The following is a 16551-nucleotide window of genomic DNA, read 5'->3' on the forward strand; positions in this document are numbered from 1 at the left end:
GAAGCTCCAGTGTAACAGGGATATCCCGCGCTGGTGTACAACGCGGGATTGGGATCAGGACAAATCCAGCGACCGGCGTCCGTTAAGATTGAGATCCTGCAGCGTAAAACGCTGGCCCCACTCTGTTTCATAATCTTCTGGCGGAAAATCTCCCGGTGAACGTCCCTGCTCCAGGGCCTGTGCAACCCGCCGGGCATAGGCGCAGTTTTTGTCACACATAGGTGCAGCGGGGATATACATCACATTGCCCCAGCCCTGCTGATCTTCAACCGGTGCAACGGCGTGGATCACATCACAGTGCCACCATACCGAATCGCCCGCCTCTAAGGCCGGTATCGAACAGAGTCCTGCAATCAGGTGCGGATGCCACTGTTCATTAACAGGCAACACCCGGCCCGGCGCGACGCCGCACAGTTCATCTTCAGGTACGTCTGAAAGCAGCGGGCGCAGCAGAACATAGGCCATCGCCTGCGGCACCGGCACCACGTGCAGCAGGCCCTGACCGGGGATCATATCGGAGAGTGCGGTCCAGCCCTGAAAGGTCCGGAACACGGAACATTTGGTGGTACCCGGCAGATCATACTCATCCACTTCGGTGCGGTGAGCTGCATCCCAGGGGTCGTAAGCGGCAAAATCACCGTGAAACAGCTTACTGAAAACCTGCTGATACGCGGGGAGTAACCAGCGTTCCAGCGCGCCGGAATCGGTATGGGCGCCTAATCCCTTCGAGGTGGTGCCCGGCAAGCGGCGACGGATGCGATCGGGATAGATAACGCTGACATCCGGGTCAAACCACTGCTTTCCCGGTGATTCAGACTTCCATAACCGGTTCAGAAAAGATTGCGCGTCAGCCATTGCCGCGCTCTGCCGCGCCTGCATTTGCGCCTGTGACCAGTAAATCGGATAGATTTCGGGGCGGGAGGCGGCCAGCGATCCAAAAAAGTCATCGCCGGGGCCGCGATAGTGTTCGTCAAACCGGTTGTGATCCAGATAGTCGAGCATCGACTTATCCCATGCCAGCGCCTGCTCACGCGCGAAGTGCTGCTTAATTACCACACAGCCGCGACGTTTAATCAGCGCCCGGGTTTCATCCGAAACCTTTCCCGCTGCAATGTCCTGCATGGGCACTACCGGCCAGGCACTGCCCGTGCGCTTTTCATCTGCTTTTGCTTCAGCAATCGCAGCAGTGATGTTGTCGCAAACCTGACGGAAAAGGGCATCGACATCACCAATCTGTTGACGTAACTGCTGTTTCATCTCGCGAATAGCGGTTTTGACGTCGTCAGGTAAAGGGGTTGATCGGGAATCTTCACGCATCTCGTGCTCCTGAATATCTGGGGGTTGAGTTACGAATGTAATTAAAATAACCTTCATTCGTAATATTCGACTGAGGTTAACATCCTTTTAACGAAAAAAAACGTGCGTGATAACACAACTCCGGAACCGGAACGCTCTGAAAGCCGTTAGCAAAGTCACTATTTGCATTCTCATTAATCCACACAGCGAGTAAGCTTTATGAATCAAATCAATCAGCCGAAAGGACAGAACGGCGAACGTATAGGGGCAGGCGAGATGGCGGTTAAGATGATTGCGGTGGATATGGACGGCACCTTTCTGGACGACAATAAGCAGTACAACGTTCAGCGGTTTTCACGTCAGTATGCGCTGCTGAAGCAGAAGGGCATCCGTTTTGTGGTGGCCAGTGGTAATCAGTATTACCAGCTGCAGCGCTATTTTCCCGACATCAAAGATGAGATCGCTTTCGTGGCGGAAAATGGCGCATGGGTTTCTGACTGTAATGAAGAGATCTTCTGCGGAGAGTTAGCTCAGGAGAAAGTGCATAAGATCCTCGATATCCTGGCGCATGAACCTGACATCGCGGTCGTGGTCTGTGGACGCAACGGCGCCTATATGCATTCATCCACCTCTGATGAGGTGATGGCAATGCTTGCAAACCACTATCACCGGCTGGAAAAACGCGATGACCTCTATGCCATCGACGACACCATTTTCAAATTCTCGCTGAAGCTGGAGCACGAAGGGGTGGATGCACTGCTGCAAAGACTGCATTCCCGTCTGGGCGAGCTGGAAAACATCATGCATCCGGTATCCAGCGGTTTTGGCTTTATTGATCTCATTATTCCCGGCTGTCATAAGGCTCATGGCATTGCGTTGCTGCAGGAAAAGTGGGGCATCAGCGATTGCGAAGTGCTGGCAATTGGTGACAGCGCCAATGATATTGAGATGCTGCGTCAGGCCTGCTTCAGTTTCTCAATGGCCAATGCCGCTGATTCGGTCGCTGCTGTGGCGCGCTATCAGACGCAGAGCAACAATGATGAAGGCGCGCTGAATGTCATTTCCCGCGTGCTGGCGCGCGAATTCCCGTTCGATTAAGCCTGCACTGCGTGAGAACTGGCGGCCTTCTATCCGCCACTCTCCTGATGGCTGCGCGCGTGATGTTCCATTTCATCCAGCGCAGCCTGATTCTCCAGTCCCCACTGATACATCTGCTCAATCGGCTGGGCAAAGGTATGCCCCAACGGCGTGAGGCTGTATTCCACTTTTGGTGGCACCACCTGCCACACCTGACGCGACACCAGTCCGCGCTGCTCCAGCTCACGCAGCGTCTGAATCAGCATCTTCTTCGAAATACCCTGCAGGCTACGCTCCAGTTCACCCGTGCGTGCCCGATTTTCCGGCCAGTGATAGAGCGCATGCAGCACCATCGTGCTCCACTTCACCGAAAAGAGTTCCATCAGGCGGCGTGGCGGTGAATCCGCATAAAAGCAAAGTTTTCCTTCAACCCAGACCGGCATAGTGACTTCCCAGACATGATGGTAACCAAAAGGTAACTACTACCAAATGGGGTTCCGTATGTCTATAGTGGACCGCTTTCTTTACGACCACCAGGTGATAAGAGGCAACAGATGAAAATTAACGCGCTGATAGCGTCCCAGGCAGACCAGCCGCTGCGGGCAGGCCAGGTAGAGTTACGCGAGCTGCAGGCTGACGATGTGAAAATCGAAATTCTTTACTGCGGTGTTTGTCACTCCGATCTGCATATGGCCCGTAATGAATGGGGAGTCAGCCGCTATCCGCTGGTTCCCGGTCACGAAATTGTCGGACGCGTAGTGGCAGTGGGCGGCAACGTCACTAAATTTGCCGCCGGGGATACGGTTGGCGTGGGCGTGATGGTCGACTCGTGCGGTAAATGCCATTTCTGTCAGCAGCAGGAAGAGCAATATTGTGAGGCGGGTTTCACGCCGACCTACAACGGTACGGATAAATACACCGGCAATACGACATTTGGTGGCTATGCGCAGCATGTCATCGCCGACCAGCATTTTGTGGTCACGGTGCCCGACAATCTGGCGCTGAATGCGGTGGCACCGCTGCTGTGCGCTGGCGTGACCGTCTGGTCACCGTTGCAGCATTTTAAAGTCAAAGCAGGCGATCGTGTGGGTGTGGTCGGGCTCGGGGGATTGGGCCATATGGCGGTTAAACTGGCCAGCGCGCTGGGCGCAGAAGTCACCCTGTTTACGACTTCTCCGGCGAAAGGGGAAGATGCACGCCGGCTCGGCGCTAAGAACGTGGTGATCTCGCGAGACGCCGCACAAATGGCTGACTGCCAGGCGTCACTGGACATCATTCTGGACTGTGTCGCTGCACCACACGACCTTGATCCTTATCTCGGTGCGCTGAAAACCAATGGCCAGCTGGTGCTGGTGGGCATTCCCGATCAACCCCATCCGTCACCGAATGTGACACCGATGGTGTTTCGTCGCCTGAGCATCAGTGGCACATCGATTGGCAGCATTCAGGAGACGCAGCAGATGCTCGACTTCTGTGGTCAGCACAACATCACGGCTGATGTTGAGATGATCACCGGTGAAGAGGTCGAAACTGCCTTTGAACGTATGCTGACCAGTGATGTGAAATATCGTTTTGTCATCGATATGCAGAAAACCCACTGGTGATGAATACGGTCCGCTTTAAAAGCGGGCCGTCTGACTTTTACAGGGGCTGAACCCGAAGGATTAAGTCCTGCCTATAGTTACAACATACTTAAATACTTTAATATCAACCCACCTCAGTGAACTCCGTGCAGCAGGGGTCTTGCAGCAAGATCGTTCTGATTAGAAAAAAAAATACCCGGCTCATTGACCGGGTATCTGTTTTGACGTTTACGGGGTGCAGTTAATCCTGCTCTTTATCCGTGTCGCTCTTTTCCGCTTCTTCTTTCTCAACAGCATGGGTAAAAGGCTTAAGCAGCTGAATATCCAGAATCACATAAACCATGGTGCTGATAAACAGGGAGATGACACTGCCAAACACCCCGCTGGTGGTAAACGTCAGATAGTTATAAATCACCAGCCAGGTCAGGCAGATAAACAGCGCGAGCGAAATAGAAAGGTTGGGCACGGAGTAGTTGCTGGTACCACCGCCTTGGGTATGCGTCGCTTTAAACAGATTTCCGATGGAGTATTTCTCCAGCACCAGGATAGTCCTTTCCCAGTTACGCTGTTTACGCGCGCTGGCGCGGGTCAGGAACAGATAGAGAATAGAGATGAAGAAGCCGGAGAAAGCGATCAGCACCGGAATCGCTTCCAGCGCATATTCAATACTCTTATGAGGCGTGCCCGTGGTGCTGAGGTCAAGCGTCAGCGAGGCACCCAGCGCAGCATATAAAAAGAGAAACAGAATCAGAAAAGTCAGGCTACGTTTCCAGTCGCCATCGGCCTCTGCACCTTTTTGCTGGATGGCCAGCTGAAGCGATTGCTGAATCTGTTGTGCCTGTGGTGAGTCTGTTTCAACGGTGTGGCATGGCGCAGCAAAGAAGTTGTGCATAAACAGCTCATCTTCTTTGTGAATGGTGATTTTCATCAGAAACCTGTATTAGGGAAATTTCCTTTATTCTAATCAGCACAGCATGAATTAACAGTAACTTTGGCTTTATACCTTCAGCCCCGCACTGACTCAGCGGGATATCAGGTTCATCAGGCTACCTGAAACTGAATCGGTTGCGAAACTCTGCTCAGCATTATCCTCTTCGTGACGCAATTGCTGATAGCGCAGCAGCGCGGCATCGGCGTTATCGGCATGCACCACGTCCCACACCATCTTATAGCCATCAGCCATTAACGCGTCCTGCTGATCCTGCCGCTCAGTGTTCACGGCTCTGACTGTTTGCTCTTTCTGAAACAGACGATAGTCTGGCATGGCTATTTCTCCCCAGGCTGGTCCAGCGCTTTAAACTGCTTAATGGCTTCATTGATATTGTTGGTATCGACGGTTGCAATACAGCGATCGCCGTTGAACACCTCATAGCGGGCGTTGTGCAGCTGAAACAGCAGATCCCTGCCACGGAAGTGTATACGTTTCTGTTTAACGCCAATCCCATGCCGCCGTAATAATGCCTGTGACAGGCGATCGGTCTCTTTTATCATTCCTTCAGCTCCTCGGCAGTACGTGGTCACTGCCAGTAAACCTGATGAACATTAGTTTTATATTAAGAGATAACCCTATTTTTTACAGGGCTAAACGCATGTTTCAGAGAAATTACCGGGCTGTGTGTGCTGACGGAATCAGCAGCTCACCGGATTAATGCCATTCCCTGCGTTAACGGACCGCAAATGCGGTACACTTGCCGGAATAACTCGCCACAGGACACGCCGCTATGAACGATAAAAAGATGATTTCCATTGATCAGTTCAACGCTGATGAACGACTGGCCGTCGAGCAAACCTATAAGGGCCTGGCCGAGAAGTACCGTCAACGAACCGGTAAAGAGCCTGATAGCAAAAAAGAGAAAGAATTCAATAGTGAAGCTCGTCAGATCATCATGACCAGCAAACTGGAGAAGGAGAGGGCGCAGGCTGAGAAGGAGAAGAAAAAACCGCTGCGTAAGAAAAAACCTTCTTCAATGACCGCCAGCGAAGTCAGCGATTTCAACTGGTCTGCCTCAGTGGTTAAAGGCCGCCGATAAAAAGCCTCCGCGCGTATTCATGGCGCGCGGTATCTTCTCACATTACTGCAATTGTTCCCTGACTGCCATCGTCCCAGGCACACAAGTCAAAGCCTGATTAGATTCCCTTCGCGACCCGCAATAAGAATATTCTGTAAATAGTTTACCTTAATTCATTAATTGCCGATAAACTGCCATAACCTGTTGCTGCTTCAGTCTGCATATGAATTACTACACTCCTGACGATATTCAGCTGAAGCGCCGATCGACGCGATTTGTGCGCCGCATGTTCATGATGCGCCAGCTCGGCACCTTTCTCTGTTTCCTGCCCATTCTGTCAGTATTGATGGAGATGGGAAAAAGCCTGGAACTCTGCGCACTGCTATTTACTAATGCGTTTGTCTGGCCCTATGCCGCCTTCAGACTAGCATTGCGATCGCGCGATCCCACGGGTTTTGAACGTAAGAATCTGACGCTGGATGCCGCTTTCGGCGGCTTCTGGGTGGCAACCATGGCGCTGAGTCCGCTTCCCTCAATTATTATTATGGCGGTACTGATCTCTGATCGTTACTCGGCGGGCGGTTGGGTTCAGCTGAAGTCTGCTCTGCAGGCCTTTCTGTTGACCTTTTTACTGGCCTGGTTAGCCGAAAAAGCGCCTTTGCAGCTGACTTTCTCTACCCGCACCGTCTGGCTGACTCTGCCGCTCGCCAGCGGCTATCTGCTGGCGCTCAGCGTGGTTTCACACAATCTGACCCTGAGTCTGCGAAAGAAGAATCAGGAGCTGGAACGCATTGCGCTGATGGATCCTGGTCTGAAAATACCTAACCGACGTCTCTTTGAGCGGCGGCTTGAAAGCGAGTTTTTACGTACACAGCGAGGTGAGGGTAAAGCCTGGCTGATGCTGCTGGATGTCGATCACTTCAAACAGGTTAACGACACCTTCGGGCATGAAGCCGGCGACTTCCTGCTGGCAGAAATCTCGGCACTACTGCGTGACAGCGTCGGCCTGAAAGATATACCTGCCCGCTTTGGCGGCGATGAGCTGTGTGTGATTGTGCGGGATGCGGATGAAACCAGTATCATGTTGCTGGCAGAGCAGATCAGACAGGGGATTGCCCTGCTGCGGCTGCCGGCGTCATCCACCTTTCAGTGCTCGGTGAGTATCGGGATTGCACCGGCATGCGATGCGGCGACAATTCATGAATGGCTGAGATGTGCCGATGAGGCGCTGTATCAGGTCAAGCGCGCCGGACGTAACGATGTGCAGGTGTGGCATTCCGGCACGCTGGAAACGCTGAGTGAAGTCAGGGGCAGTTAACAATGCAGCCTGAGACCCCTGTCTCAGGCTGAGAGATTAAATCGCCGGGTAGTCGCCGGTGCCTTCAGGCCAGGGCGTGAGCAGATCAAAACCCTCATCGGTGACGGCGACGGTATGTTCCCATTGCGCCGAGAGCGAGCGATCTTTGGTGACCACCGTCCAGCCATCTGACAGCACGCTGGTTCCGGCTTTACCGGCATTAATCATCGGTTCGATAGTGAAAATCATGCCTGCTTTCAGTGGCATCCCTTCGCCCGGCGTGCCGTAGTGCAGCACCTGTGGATCGGTGTGGTAAATTTCACCGACGCCGTGACCGCAATATTCACGCACCACCGAGAAGCCAGCCGATTCAGCGACACGCTGGATAGCCGCGCCCACATCGCCCAGCGTCGCGCCAGGACGGACGGTTTTGATACCGGCGACCATCGACTGATAGGTGATCTCCACCAGACGTTTGGCACGGACTGACGGTGTGCCGACAAAGTACATCCGGCTGGTATCGCCATACCAGCCATCTTTGATGATCGCTACATCGATATTAACGATATCGCCATCCTTGAGTTTTTTGCTGGCCGGGATGCCGTGGCAGACCACATGATTGACCGACGTGCAGGTGGTACGGGTATAACCGTGATAACCGATGTTTGCTGGCGTTACTTTAAGCTCATTCACGATGAAGTCGTGACAGATATCATCCAGTTCTTCCGTGGTGATGCCGGGACGGACGTGAGGTGTAATCATCGCCAGCACCTGAGCCGCAGCCTGTCCGGCTGCCCGTGCCATTTCGATTTCCGCTGCGGTATGAATTTTAACGCTGTTCATGACACGTCTCCTTGTGTGGTGAGGCTCTCTTTAGGGAGCATATTGCGTATATCAGCGCTGCCTTCCAGTTCAAGCCGGATTAGCATCTGCGCCAGTTGATGTTGGGTCTGCTGTGGATAGAGTTCTGCCAGCATACCGAGTTTTAGCCAGTGTTCTGCCTGTGCATTAATTGAGCGGCTCATCGCCTGACTGGCGATGCGCAGATTCTCATGCATCAGGTCGGAGATTTTTACGATACCCATGCAAGCCTTATATGAAACGTATATGTTTCGTATAGCTTAACGTTATCGGCGTGGTTTGAAAAGAGGGGTGAGATTGTTGCGCGTCTGAAGCAGGGTACAGAATGCTGACCAACGGCCACGCATTCCATCGGAACAGAAAAATTTATAGATAATAGAGAGGTGTGTATTGCCAGGTAACAGTAGGGCAGCCCCGCCGAAAAAGCGCCGAAACACTGTCTTTTTTTGAAAACGTAGCTGATGACTGAGCAGATGAAGTACTGGGTTGTTCTGGTGGCTGTGGATATTAAGTCAGTAGAATTAATGGTATAAAATATGGGCAAAGATCAGGGATGAAATCATGAAAAGAATAATTGCTTTGACTGCCGCATTGGCAGTTTCAGGATGCCATATGAGCACAAATCACATCCGACAAAAGGGAATTAAGACTCCCGACGCGTCAGAGATTAAAAGTCAGTGTGAATCTCAGACACCACAGCAAACTCAAGAGCGTGAAACTCAGCTTTGGCTCTGCCAGGCTGTTACAGCAATACAATATCGGTTTTTCGATGCAGATAATTATCGCGGTAAAACATGTGATGTAAGGATCAGGCAGCCGGAAGGCGAGCCTCCGGTAAGCATCAACGTTCAGGGCGGAGATCCAGCTCTGTGCGCTGCTGCAATTAAAGCAATCAAACAAGCTGCAGATGCCCACACTTTTCCAATGAGACCCGCCTTTATGAAGGATGAAATCCCGATACATTTTGCTCCGCAATAAGATTACATAGCTAAGGAAAGTGTTAAGCGTTGCACTTAAATGTCTAAACTCACAATCCCATAAGGCACCGTGCTGCTCTGAAGCTATGCCGTCAGATACCGGCTGCTAAAACTGTGCACCGCGATGCAGTTATCCGTTGTCAGCAACAGACAGCAAACTCTTACTCCGGTACAAGCTCCATTCAGCCCAGCAACTTTCAGGGTTGATATCGAAGTAACCGCGGCATTCAGCCATGGCGAGAGCAACATCACGCGGCACTTCGATAGTTGTGGCATTATCACGGATGCTACTGACTTCCTGCTCAGTAAGCGGGCTTCCTTTCTCATTCTCAATTCTCATCAGTAATGGGATGAGGGCAGGTATAAAAACTATGGTCATGAGTTATATCTCATATTATTAAAGGTTCGTGTCCCTACGAAGTCACTAAAATATGACCTCTCCGGGGTGCGGTAAGTGGCATTCTGTAAAATGTGTCTTCCTGAAAAATATCAATTCATCGTCGTTTCATCGCTACAAGGCTTGAAATCAATTAACACTGCCCAGGCATACAGGCAGGTTTGTATAGCCCGGCTGGCTTACCATAGATAAGGGTGAACATGTCGGTGCCATATTCTGGCTAACTGGCTGAGCCTGGGGCTGATTTGGATACTGGTTGTCATAGCTGTTCGTTGAGGGTTTTCTTGCGGCCTGACGGCCCTTCTCACGCACGTAGGATGACGTGTAGTTATGGGCCTGGTATGCGCCATAACCCGCCACGCCCGCAGTAGCATATCTGGCCGTTCGCTTGCTGCTGGAATATCTCTTCTTGATTCTGGGTGTCGTTGTTTGTGATGAGTAAGCTGAACTAAAACTATGGCTGTAGCTTCTATGCCCACCCCCACCACGATGGCCGCGCGCATCAGCTGTAAACGAGGCAGCAATCAGTGACGCCATAGCCAGACTTAAAATAATTCCCTTCATTACTGCTCCAGTTTTTTCATATTCATTAATCATGTTCTCGTCAAAAATCACGATATCTTCAGCCAGAAGAACAATTTTTTTAGATTTATTTAACTCGTTCAACGCTGCGCTATCCTTATGAGAGGAGGTCCCCATGTGTGGACGGTTTGCGCAGTACAGCAGCAGAGACGATTACTTTGCATCCCTGAGGCTGAAGCCCGATGAAATTATTTATGACCCAGAGCCCATAGACCGCTTTAACGTAGCGCCAGGCACCAAAGTGTTCTTGCTCAATGAGCGGGATAATGAACTGCACTTTGATCCGGTTTACTGGGGTTACGGTCCGGAGTGGTGGGACAAACAACCGCTTATCAATGCGCGTGGTGAAACCGCTGCGACGGGACGCATGTTCAAACCGCTGTGGGAGCATGGTCGCGCCATTGTTCCTGCCAATGGCTGGTATGAATGGAAGCGAGAGGGCGACAAAAAACAGCCTTACTTTATCTACCACAAAGAGAAAGAACCGCTGTTCTTCGCCGCTATCGGCAACGCTCCTTATGGTAAGGATCATGGGCATGAGGGTTTTGTTATCGTAACGGCAGCGAGCAATAAAGGCATGGTTGATATCCATGACCGACGCCCGCTGGTTTTAAGTGCGGATGCTGTACGCGAATGGCTCAGTGCCGAAACCACGTCGGACCGTGCTCAGGAAATTGCACATGAAGCCGCATTGCCGGAAAAGGACTTTACCTGGCATCCTGTTACAGCCAAAGTCGGCAACATCCACAATCAGGGTGAAGCGCTTATTAAAGAGATCAAGCCTGACTGAACAGACTGATGAGGTGAGAGATTTACATAGTTTCCCGCACCGTTTCCCGTTATAAAAACAGGATCACTCGTTTCTTAATCTGAGAGCGTTTATTTTGCAGCAAGACACTATGCGGTTGTTTCTTCGGCCAGTCACCCCATCAGATGCCGATGATCTTTACAGGATCTACGGCGACCCTGCGACGAATACGTTTAATCCCGCGGGCCCTCATCCGGATATCCATCATTCACGGGAAGTGCTATCGCGCTCTATCCGTCACTGGGAATTGAATGGCTTCGGCAGTTGGGCTATCTCGCTTCAGGATAATCCAGAAAGAATCATCGGTTTTGGGGGATTGAGCATCAGAAGCTTTGCCGATATCACGATCAATAATCTGGGATATCGTTTCTCTCCGGAATCCTGGGGGAAAGGACTGGCGACGGAATTTGCGAACTATGCAGTTAGTTATGGGTTCGAAGAGATAAAACTGGCTGAAATTTCTGCAGTCGTAAGAGCGAATCATCTGGCTTCACAAAAGGTTCTGATTAAGGCCGGACTTCGTCATACCCGGGATATTTATGATTTGGAAAATGCGCCCGCAAGCATGCTGTTTACCCTGAGTCAGGATGAATGGAATCAAAAACGGGGGTGAGGAGGATATATCCTGTCCTGTCAGTACCTATCGTTTCAGGTCAATCAGTGCGAGCTTTAGATGATGCGCTATAAAGTTCGCTCTCAGCGCGCTGTAGCGTTGAGCATCGTTGTTACAGAGTGATGCTGCTTCACGCTTTATCTCAGCATAGGTTGCTGCGATATCTCTGTTTTCTCTGAGGTAATCACGGAAAGCAAGGTGCCTTATTATCTGTTCGTCTCCAGCTGCAAACGCATGCACCTGATGGCTACGCCGTTCCCCACCCTTAATAAAATATCTGCGGCCTGAGATTCCGTTCTCACCACGAGGACACTTCTATTGTCAGTCATCTCAAATGACGCTGAAGAGTCTGTTAAATCCGTGGTGCCACAAGCGAAGCTGGAATAGTTTTATCCGCATTCAGGCGACAAGTTACGAGAATAACACTCACTGCCTTAATGGCATCCGTCAGGGATTTACCCTTTACTCAGCCCAGGAATCATCGCTTCTTACCCCTTTCATTACTGTAATTTCTTTCCCCGCTGCCGATAACAGATCCAGTACCAGCGAGCCATAGAAGCGGAACGTCGGTGATAACCTATTAATTCAAACATCGGGGTCTCCTATGTATCGGAACAAAAAAATAAAATTAAGCGTCATGCTCACTGCAGCATTCCTCACAGTCATTTTAACGGGCGTTTTTGTGACAGGATTTGCCGGGTTTAAACTCAATACGGCCAGCGATCAGCAGGAATTGACGCGCGCGCGGCTGGGCGATCTCCAGGCCTTGCAGACGCTAAAAGATAATTTAACTCAGCAAACTGTCCTTTTACTGTCCGTGGCTTCAGACACTCAGCCTCAGGCAGAGGCCACTATAAAAACCCAGTTCTCTGCGTTGCAGACCAACAGTGATAATACCACTGCGCATTTCCGGGAACTGATCAACGGTGCCAAAAGCATTCCGGGGATCAATCTTGCTGAAGTAGAAGAGGCTTCCACGCAATTAAATAAAATTGAAGTGGCAGCGGGTCCGCTTCATCAGGCAGAGCAAAACCTGTTTAAGCAGAACGCCACTCCGTTCCCGGAAAAACTCCGTGGTGAACTGATCCCTGCGCTTTCGCACTACCGCAGTGCGGTAGATGGGATGGTTGATTATCAGGCGCGGGTAACGAGTAAAACGGCGGAAACGTCCACGCAGGCGCTCTCCGGTGTTTATATGACGCTGGCAGGCCTGACCACCCTGTTTGTTGTGATGGGATTTGTGATGAGTGGGCTGATTACCCGCTGGATCAAGGCTCAGCTGGGTGGCGAACCTTCTCATGCGCAGGGCCTGGCCGCTGCGATTGCGGCGGGCGATCTGACGACAAAAGTGACCCTTCGTCAGGGGGATACCCTCAGCATGATGGCTTCTCTGGATAGCATGCAGAGCAATCTGCGTGACCTGGTCTCGCAGATTAAAGATTCTTCCGCTTCGGTCGCCATGGCGGCTGATGAAATTTCTCAGGGCAATACCGAACTCTCTTCCCGTACAGAGCAGCAGGCCGCCGCTTTGCAGGAAACCGCCGCCAGTATTGAACAGCTCACGGTTACAGTGAAAAGCAATGCAGCGGGCGCGCAGCAGACTGCGGATTCAGCCCGTGAAACCGCTGCGCTGGCGCGTTCGGGTGAACACGATATGCAGCGCATGTCAGAGACGATGAATGATATTTCAAAAAGCGCGGTGAAAGTCCGGGATATCACATCCGTTATCGAAGGAATTGCATTTCAGACCAACATTCTGGCGCTTAACGCGGCAGTCGAAGCAGCGCGAGCGGGCGAACAGGGTCGAGGTTTCGCCGTCGTCGCGGGTGAAGTCAGGACGCTGGCGCAACGCAGTGCAACGGCAGCCAGAGATATTAAACATCTGATAGAAGAGGCTGTGGCGCAGGTCGAAAGTGGTGTTGTCGTGGCAACCGGCACCGGCAAGAGCATTCTTGATATCAATGCGATGGTTGGAAAACTCGCCGTCGCGATGGATAACATCTCACTCGCCTCAGCTGAACAGATGCAGGGCATTTCACAGGTCAGCATCGCAGTGAACGAGATGGATGGCGTCACGCAGAATAACGCCGCGCTGGTTGAGGAGTCCTCTTCGGCATCACAGTCGCTTTCAGCCCAGGCACACGCTTTACGTGAAGCAGTGAATGCTTTTCGCATTTAAGTTCATGCGTGTAGCTCACGGCGAAAGACGTGGGTGGAGAGCATCTGAGCTGTCCGGGTCATAGGTTTTTACATTACTGAAATGTATGACCGGGAGCTATTTCTTGCCAGTAATGATGGCTGTCTGCTGTGCGTGAAAAGCAGACGTTGACGCAGTATGGACTCGTTATGATAAGCCCACCTCTGGTGGGCTTATTGCATATCGCATCAGCCTGAACCCCCCCCAGCTAAAAAAAATTAAAATTTTTTGCATCCGTTTTCGCTGCTCATTCGTATTAACAGATAAGGGCGCTCTCGCCCTGTCCGTTAACTCAATGAGGGAAGTGAAAATGAAACCATTCCTGCCAACTCTGATTTTTTCTGCATTAGTCTTCAGTGGCGCCACTTACGCGGCGAGCATGGACAGCGACACAGTGATGGTCGGCGGTGCCGCCATGTACCCATCGAAAAATATTGTTGAGAATGCTGTTAACTCGAAAGACCACGCCACGCTGGTGGCCGCCGTTAAAGCCGCCGGTCTGGTCCAGACACTTGAAGGTAAGGGGCCGTTTACCGTTTTTGCGCCCACCAATGCCGCCTTTGAAAAACTGCCTAAGGGCACCGTCGACTCCCTGCTTAAGCCAGAGAATAAACAAAAACTCACCAGTGTCCTGACCTATCACGTGGTTGCAGGAAAACTGGACATGAAAGCGCTGGAGAAAAAAATCAAAGCGGGAGGAGGCAAAGCCGAGCTGAAAACGGTGAATGGCGAATCACTGTGGGTGATGGCAAATGGCCCGCACAATATTCAGCTTAAAGATGCTCAGGGCAATATTGCCAGTATCACCACGTATGATGTGAACCAGAGTAACGGTGTGATTGACGTTATTGATACCGTGCTGATGCCGTAAGGCGTTACCTATACTGTGTGTAGCCACTTATCGCGTGGCTACATCTTTCACAGGGAAGCCGATGACAAAAAATGTGCCCCATATTCAGGCCGATTTAATGAATCAGATAGCCGTCGGCGATAAAGCTGCTCTTGAGCAGCTTTATCGCGTTCTGTCGCCCCGACTCTATGGGATCATTCTGCGAATGGTGAGACGCCGGGACTGGGCAGAAGAGATCCTTCACGATACGTTTATCCAAATCTGGCAGTCGGCTAACTATTACGACGATAAGCGCAGTGAGCCGCATATCTGGCTCAGTCACATCGCCAGAAATCGGGCGATTGATTTCCTTCGTAAACATGAAAACAGAAGCTGTTCCGTGGATGAGATCAGCGAAGCGGAAGCAGGTTTCCAGACGCCACTTCCTGCCGATGCGAGTCATGCGGAGGCGCGTCGCCTTCAGCACTGCATGGCGCACTTACCCTCTGAGCAGCGACAAAGCATTTCGCTCGCCTATTATCGTGGCCTGTCACAGAGTGAGATTGCGCTCTCTATGAGTCAGCCTGAAGGGACGGTGAAAAGCTGGATCCGTCGCGCGTTAACCCATCTTCGGGAGTGCATAGGCATATGACTGGTCAGGAACAACATGATCTCACTGCGGCCGAATATGTGCTTGGCCTTACCGACGATGAGACCCGTCATCGGCTGGATAAACGGCTCAATGACGATTCAGTATTTGCTGCAGAGGTGCTGCACTGGCAGAAAGCGTTCAGCGGCATTGACCTGCTCACTCACGCCGTTATCCCGCCTTCTGCGGTCTGGCAGCAGATTGAGCAGGATCTTGGCCCGAATACTGGCGTTTCTGGCACGACATCAATCCGCAGGCATCCTGGCTTCTGGCTCGGCTGGGGCCTGGCGGCGGCAATGGCTGGCATCCTCATTTTCACCCATTTAAGCAACCCTGATGTCCCACAATCCCTGCAGCTGATTGCGGTACTCAGCGGCGCACAGCCCGATGCACAGTTTGTGGTGAATCTGGATAAGTCAGCTTCACTCCTTCAGGTTTCGGCGCTGAACATCACGCTGCCAGAGAATAAAAACCTGCAGCTCTGGCTGATCAGGGGCAGTGCTGCGCCACAATCTCTGGGGCTGATCAATCACCGCGACAGTAACGTTTTCCGGTTACCGCCTGGCGAGTTAGATAATCAGACGGTACTGGCGGTAAGTCTGGAGCCGGTGGGAGGTTCCAGGCTCAGCGGGCCGTCCGGTCCGGTGATTTTCCAGGGCAAAGTCACGTTGCTTTAATCTTCAGGACGCGGGTTCTCGGGCCGGGATTCAGCGGAAAAGGGGAGTGGATGGCTTTTCGAATGGCAGGCCTCCATGCCCTTGCCTTAACCTAATCAGGGGGAATGACAAAAGAATGGAAATCAGAACGGCGTTGGAGTCTGATGCGGCAGGCATCAGTGAGCTGATACAGCTTGTGTCTGTGCAATGTAATTTTTCAGAGACAGAGCCCTGTCCGCAATGGTTCATCGACAGCACAAAGCCCGATGTGCTTCAGCCGTTGATTGTTTCAGATGACTATCTCTGGCTGATTGCCGTGGAAAGGGGTGAGGTGACAGGCGTACTCACCCTTTTCGAAGGCAATTTAGTTAAATACCTTTTTGTACATCCGAAATTTCAGCGAAAAGGGGTAGCGAGGGCACTCTGGCAGCGGGCGATTCCCGAACTGCGTTCAGAAATCAGCGTACGGTCTTCACTCCTTGCCGTCCCTTTTTATGAGAAAAGGGGATTTAAAAAAGTCGGGGAGGTCAAATTTTTTAACGGCGTATCATTCCAGACAATGATCGCTCAGCTCTGAATTAACAAAGAGATTTTTAAGTTCTCTGTTTCCGAAATAAAACGGCCCGGCCACGCATTTATCAAACCAGCTTTGAGGGTGAGCGGAACCGGGCCAACCCGCCTTATTTATACCCGCGTATATTCACTGTCTTCAACTCACTG

Annotated in this window: 20 protein-coding genes and 1 pseudogene; 12 read left to right on the top strand and 9 right to left on the bottom strand. The window is 51.6% G+C overall.

Annotation, left to right across the window (positions count from 1 at the left end):
* Positions 1 to 54 precede the first annotated feature (54 nt).
* Complete coding sequence (locus ACXKZD_RS21730) at positions 55 to 1317, bottom strand: DUF1479 domain-containing protein (RefSeq protein WP_488982319.1); 1263 nt, start codon at positions 1315 to 1317, stop codon at positions 55 to 57.
* Between the two features lie 255 nt (positions 1318 to 1572).
* Here ACXKZD_RS21730 and ACXKZD_RS21735 point away from each other — a divergent pair, with 255 nt between their 5' ends.
* On the top strand, positions 1573 to 2394 hold the full coding sequence (locus ACXKZD_RS21735; RefSeq protein ID WP_139016403.1) for a Cof-type HAD-IIB family hydrolase: 822 nt from the start codon (positions 1573 to 1575) through the stop codon (positions 2392 to 2394).
* Between the two features lie 29 nt (positions 2395 to 2423).
* Here the strand turns inward: ACXKZD_RS21735 and ACXKZD_RS21740 are convergent, their stop codons facing one another.
* Positions 2424 to 2816 (bottom strand): winged helix-turn-helix transcriptional regulator, encoded by a 393-nt coding sequence (locus tag ACXKZD_RS21740; RefSeq protein WP_033768861.1) that lies wholly within the window; start codon positions 2814 to 2816, stop codon positions 2424 to 2426.
* Between the two features lie 111 nt (positions 2817 to 2927).
* Between ACXKZD_RS21740 and ACXKZD_RS21745 the strand changes: the two genes are divergently transcribed.
* Entirely contained in the window at positions 2928 to 3977 is a 1050-nt protein-coding gene (locus ACXKZD_RS21745) for an NAD(P)-dependent alcohol dehydrogenase (protein WP_163799827.1), read from the top strand.
* Positions 3978 to 4197: 220 nt separating this feature from the next.
* Here the strand turns inward: ACXKZD_RS21745 and ACXKZD_RS21750 are convergent, their stop codons facing one another.
* The 3 genes from ACXKZD_RS21750 to ACXKZD_RS21760 all read right to left on the bottom strand — a co-directional run bounded on the left by ACXKZD_RS21750 (position 4198) and on the right by ACXKZD_RS21760 (position 5447).
* Positions 4198 to 4884, bottom strand: coding sequence for a RipA family octameric membrane protein (locus tag ACXKZD_RS21750; RefSeq protein WP_033760640.1), 687 nt, complete (start codon positions 4882 to 4884; stop codon positions 4198 to 4200).
* Positions 4885 to 4977: 93 nt separating this feature from the next.
* Positions 4978 to 5220 carry a hypothetical protein gene (locus ACXKZD_RS21755; RefSeq protein WP_022624412.1) on the bottom strand — a complete coding sequence of 81 codons (243 nt, stop codon included), beginning with the start codon at positions 5218 to 5220 and terminating at the stop codon, positions 4978 to 4980.
* A 2-nt stretch (positions 5221 to 5222) separates the two neighbouring features.
* Positions 5223 to 5447 (bottom strand): hypothetical protein, encoded by a 225-nt coding sequence (locus ACXKZD_RS21760; protein ID WP_010670434.1) that lies wholly within the window; start codon positions 5445 to 5447, stop codon positions 5223 to 5225.
* A 230-nt stretch (positions 5448 to 5677) separates the two neighbouring features.
* On the opposite strand from ACXKZD_RS21760, the gene ACXKZD_RS21765 reads away from it, so the two are divergent.
* On the top strand, positions 5678 to 5986 hold the full coding sequence (locus ACXKZD_RS21765; protein ID WP_010247001.1) for a hypothetical protein: 309 nt from the start codon (positions 5678 to 5680) through the stop codon (positions 5984 to 5986).
* A 202-nt stretch (positions 5987 to 6188) separates the two neighbouring features.
* Entirely contained in the window at positions 6189 to 7283 is a 1095-nt protein-coding gene (locus ACXKZD_RS21770) for a sensor domain-containing diguanylate cyclase (protein WP_022624410.1), read from the top strand.
* Positions 7284 to 7319: 36 nt separating this feature from the next.
* Here the strand turns inward: ACXKZD_RS21770 and map are convergent, their stop codons facing one another.
* Both map and ACXKZD_RS21780 read right to left on the bottom strand, forming a co-directional pair.
* Positions 7320 to 8105, bottom strand: coding sequence for a type I methionyl aminopeptidase (map, locus tag ACXKZD_RS21775; protein WP_010247003.1), 786 nt, complete (start codon positions 8103 to 8105; stop codon positions 7320 to 7322).
* Entirely contained in the window at positions 8102 to 8347 is a 246-nt protein-coding gene (locus ACXKZD_RS21780) for a ParD-like family protein (RefSeq protein ID WP_010247005.1), read from the bottom strand. Before ACXKZD_RS21780 ends, map begins: the two co-directional genes overlap by 4 nt.
* A gap of 337 nt (positions 8348 to 8684) precedes the next feature.
* Between ACXKZD_RS21780 and ACXKZD_RS21785 the strand changes: the two genes are divergently transcribed.
* Positions 8685 to 9101 carry a cell envelope integrity TolA C-terminal domain-containing protein gene (locus ACXKZD_RS21785; RefSeq protein WP_033743904.1) on the top strand — a complete coding sequence of 139 codons (417 nt, stop codon included), beginning with the start codon at positions 8685 to 8687 and terminating at the stop codon, positions 9099 to 9101.
* A gap of 525 nt (positions 9102 to 9626) precedes the next feature.
* Here ACXKZD_RS21785 and ACXKZD_RS21790 read toward each other — a convergent pair.
* Positions 9627 to 10163 carry a hypothetical protein gene (locus tag ACXKZD_RS21790; protein ID WP_488982320.1) on the bottom strand — a complete coding sequence of 179 codons (537 nt, stop codon included), beginning with the start codon at positions 10161 to 10163 and terminating at the stop codon, positions 9627 to 9629.
* Positions 10164 to 10194: 31 nt separating this feature from the next.
* Between ACXKZD_RS21790 and ACXKZD_RS21795 the strand changes: the two genes are divergently transcribed.
* Together ACXKZD_RS21795 and ACXKZD_RS21800 are read left to right on the top strand one after the other, a co-directional pair.
* Complete coding sequence (locus tag ACXKZD_RS21795; protein WP_488982321.1) at positions 10195 to 10869, top strand: SOS response-associated peptidase family protein; 675 nt, start codon at positions 10195 to 10197, stop codon at positions 10867 to 10869.
* A gap of 109 nt (positions 10870 to 10978) precedes the next feature.
* Positions 10979 to 11500, top strand: coding sequence for a GNAT family N-acetyltransferase (locus tag ACXKZD_RS21800; protein WP_033760635.1), 522 nt, complete (start codon positions 10979 to 10981; stop codon positions 11498 to 11500).
* A 27-nt stretch (positions 11501 to 11527) separates the two neighbouring features.
* Here ACXKZD_RS21800 and ACXKZD_RS21805 read toward each other — a convergent pair.
* Positions 11528 to 11806: pseudogene (locus ACXKZD_RS21805) on the bottom strand (GrpB family protein); the annotation flags it as partial.
* Between the two features lie 298 nt (positions 11807 to 12104).
* On the opposite strand from ACXKZD_RS21805, the gene ACXKZD_RS21810 reads away from it, so the two are divergent.
* From ACXKZD_RS21810 to ACXKZD_RS21830, 5 genes are all read left to right on the top strand, one after another.
* Positions 12105 to 13679: a methyl-accepting chemotaxis protein gene (locus tag ACXKZD_RS21810; protein ID WP_324701157.1), complete on the top strand. Its 1575-nt coding sequence runs from the start codon at positions 12105 to 12107 to the stop codon at positions 13677 to 13679.
* Between the two features lie 328 nt (positions 13680 to 14007).
* Positions 14008 to 14568, top strand: coding sequence for a fasciclin domain-containing protein (locus ACXKZD_RS21815; RefSeq protein WP_488982322.1), 561 nt, complete (start codon positions 14008 to 14010; stop codon positions 14566 to 14568).
* A 61-nt stretch (positions 14569 to 14629) separates the two neighbouring features.
* On the top strand, positions 14630 to 15178 hold the full coding sequence (locus tag ACXKZD_RS21820; RefSeq protein ID WP_033760614.1) for a sigma-70 family RNA polymerase sigma factor: 549 nt from the start codon (positions 14630 to 14632) through the stop codon (positions 15176 to 15178).
* Positions 15175 to 15852: an anti-sigma factor gene (locus ACXKZD_RS21825; protein WP_488982323.1), complete on the top strand. Its 678-nt coding sequence runs from the start codon at positions 15175 to 15177 to the stop codon at positions 15850 to 15852. Before ACXKZD_RS21820 ends, ACXKZD_RS21825 begins: the two co-directional genes overlap by 4 nt.
* Before the next feature lie 115 nt (positions 15853 to 15967).
* Positions 15968 to 16408, top strand: a complete 441-nt coding sequence (locus ACXKZD_RS21830; protein WP_022624394.1) for a GNAT family N-acetyltransferase — start codon at positions 15968 to 15970, stop codon at positions 16406 to 16408.
* Positions 16409 to 16551: the final 143 nt, after the last annotated feature.

This window comes from Pantoea sp. ABR1s, from assembly GCF_057812235.1.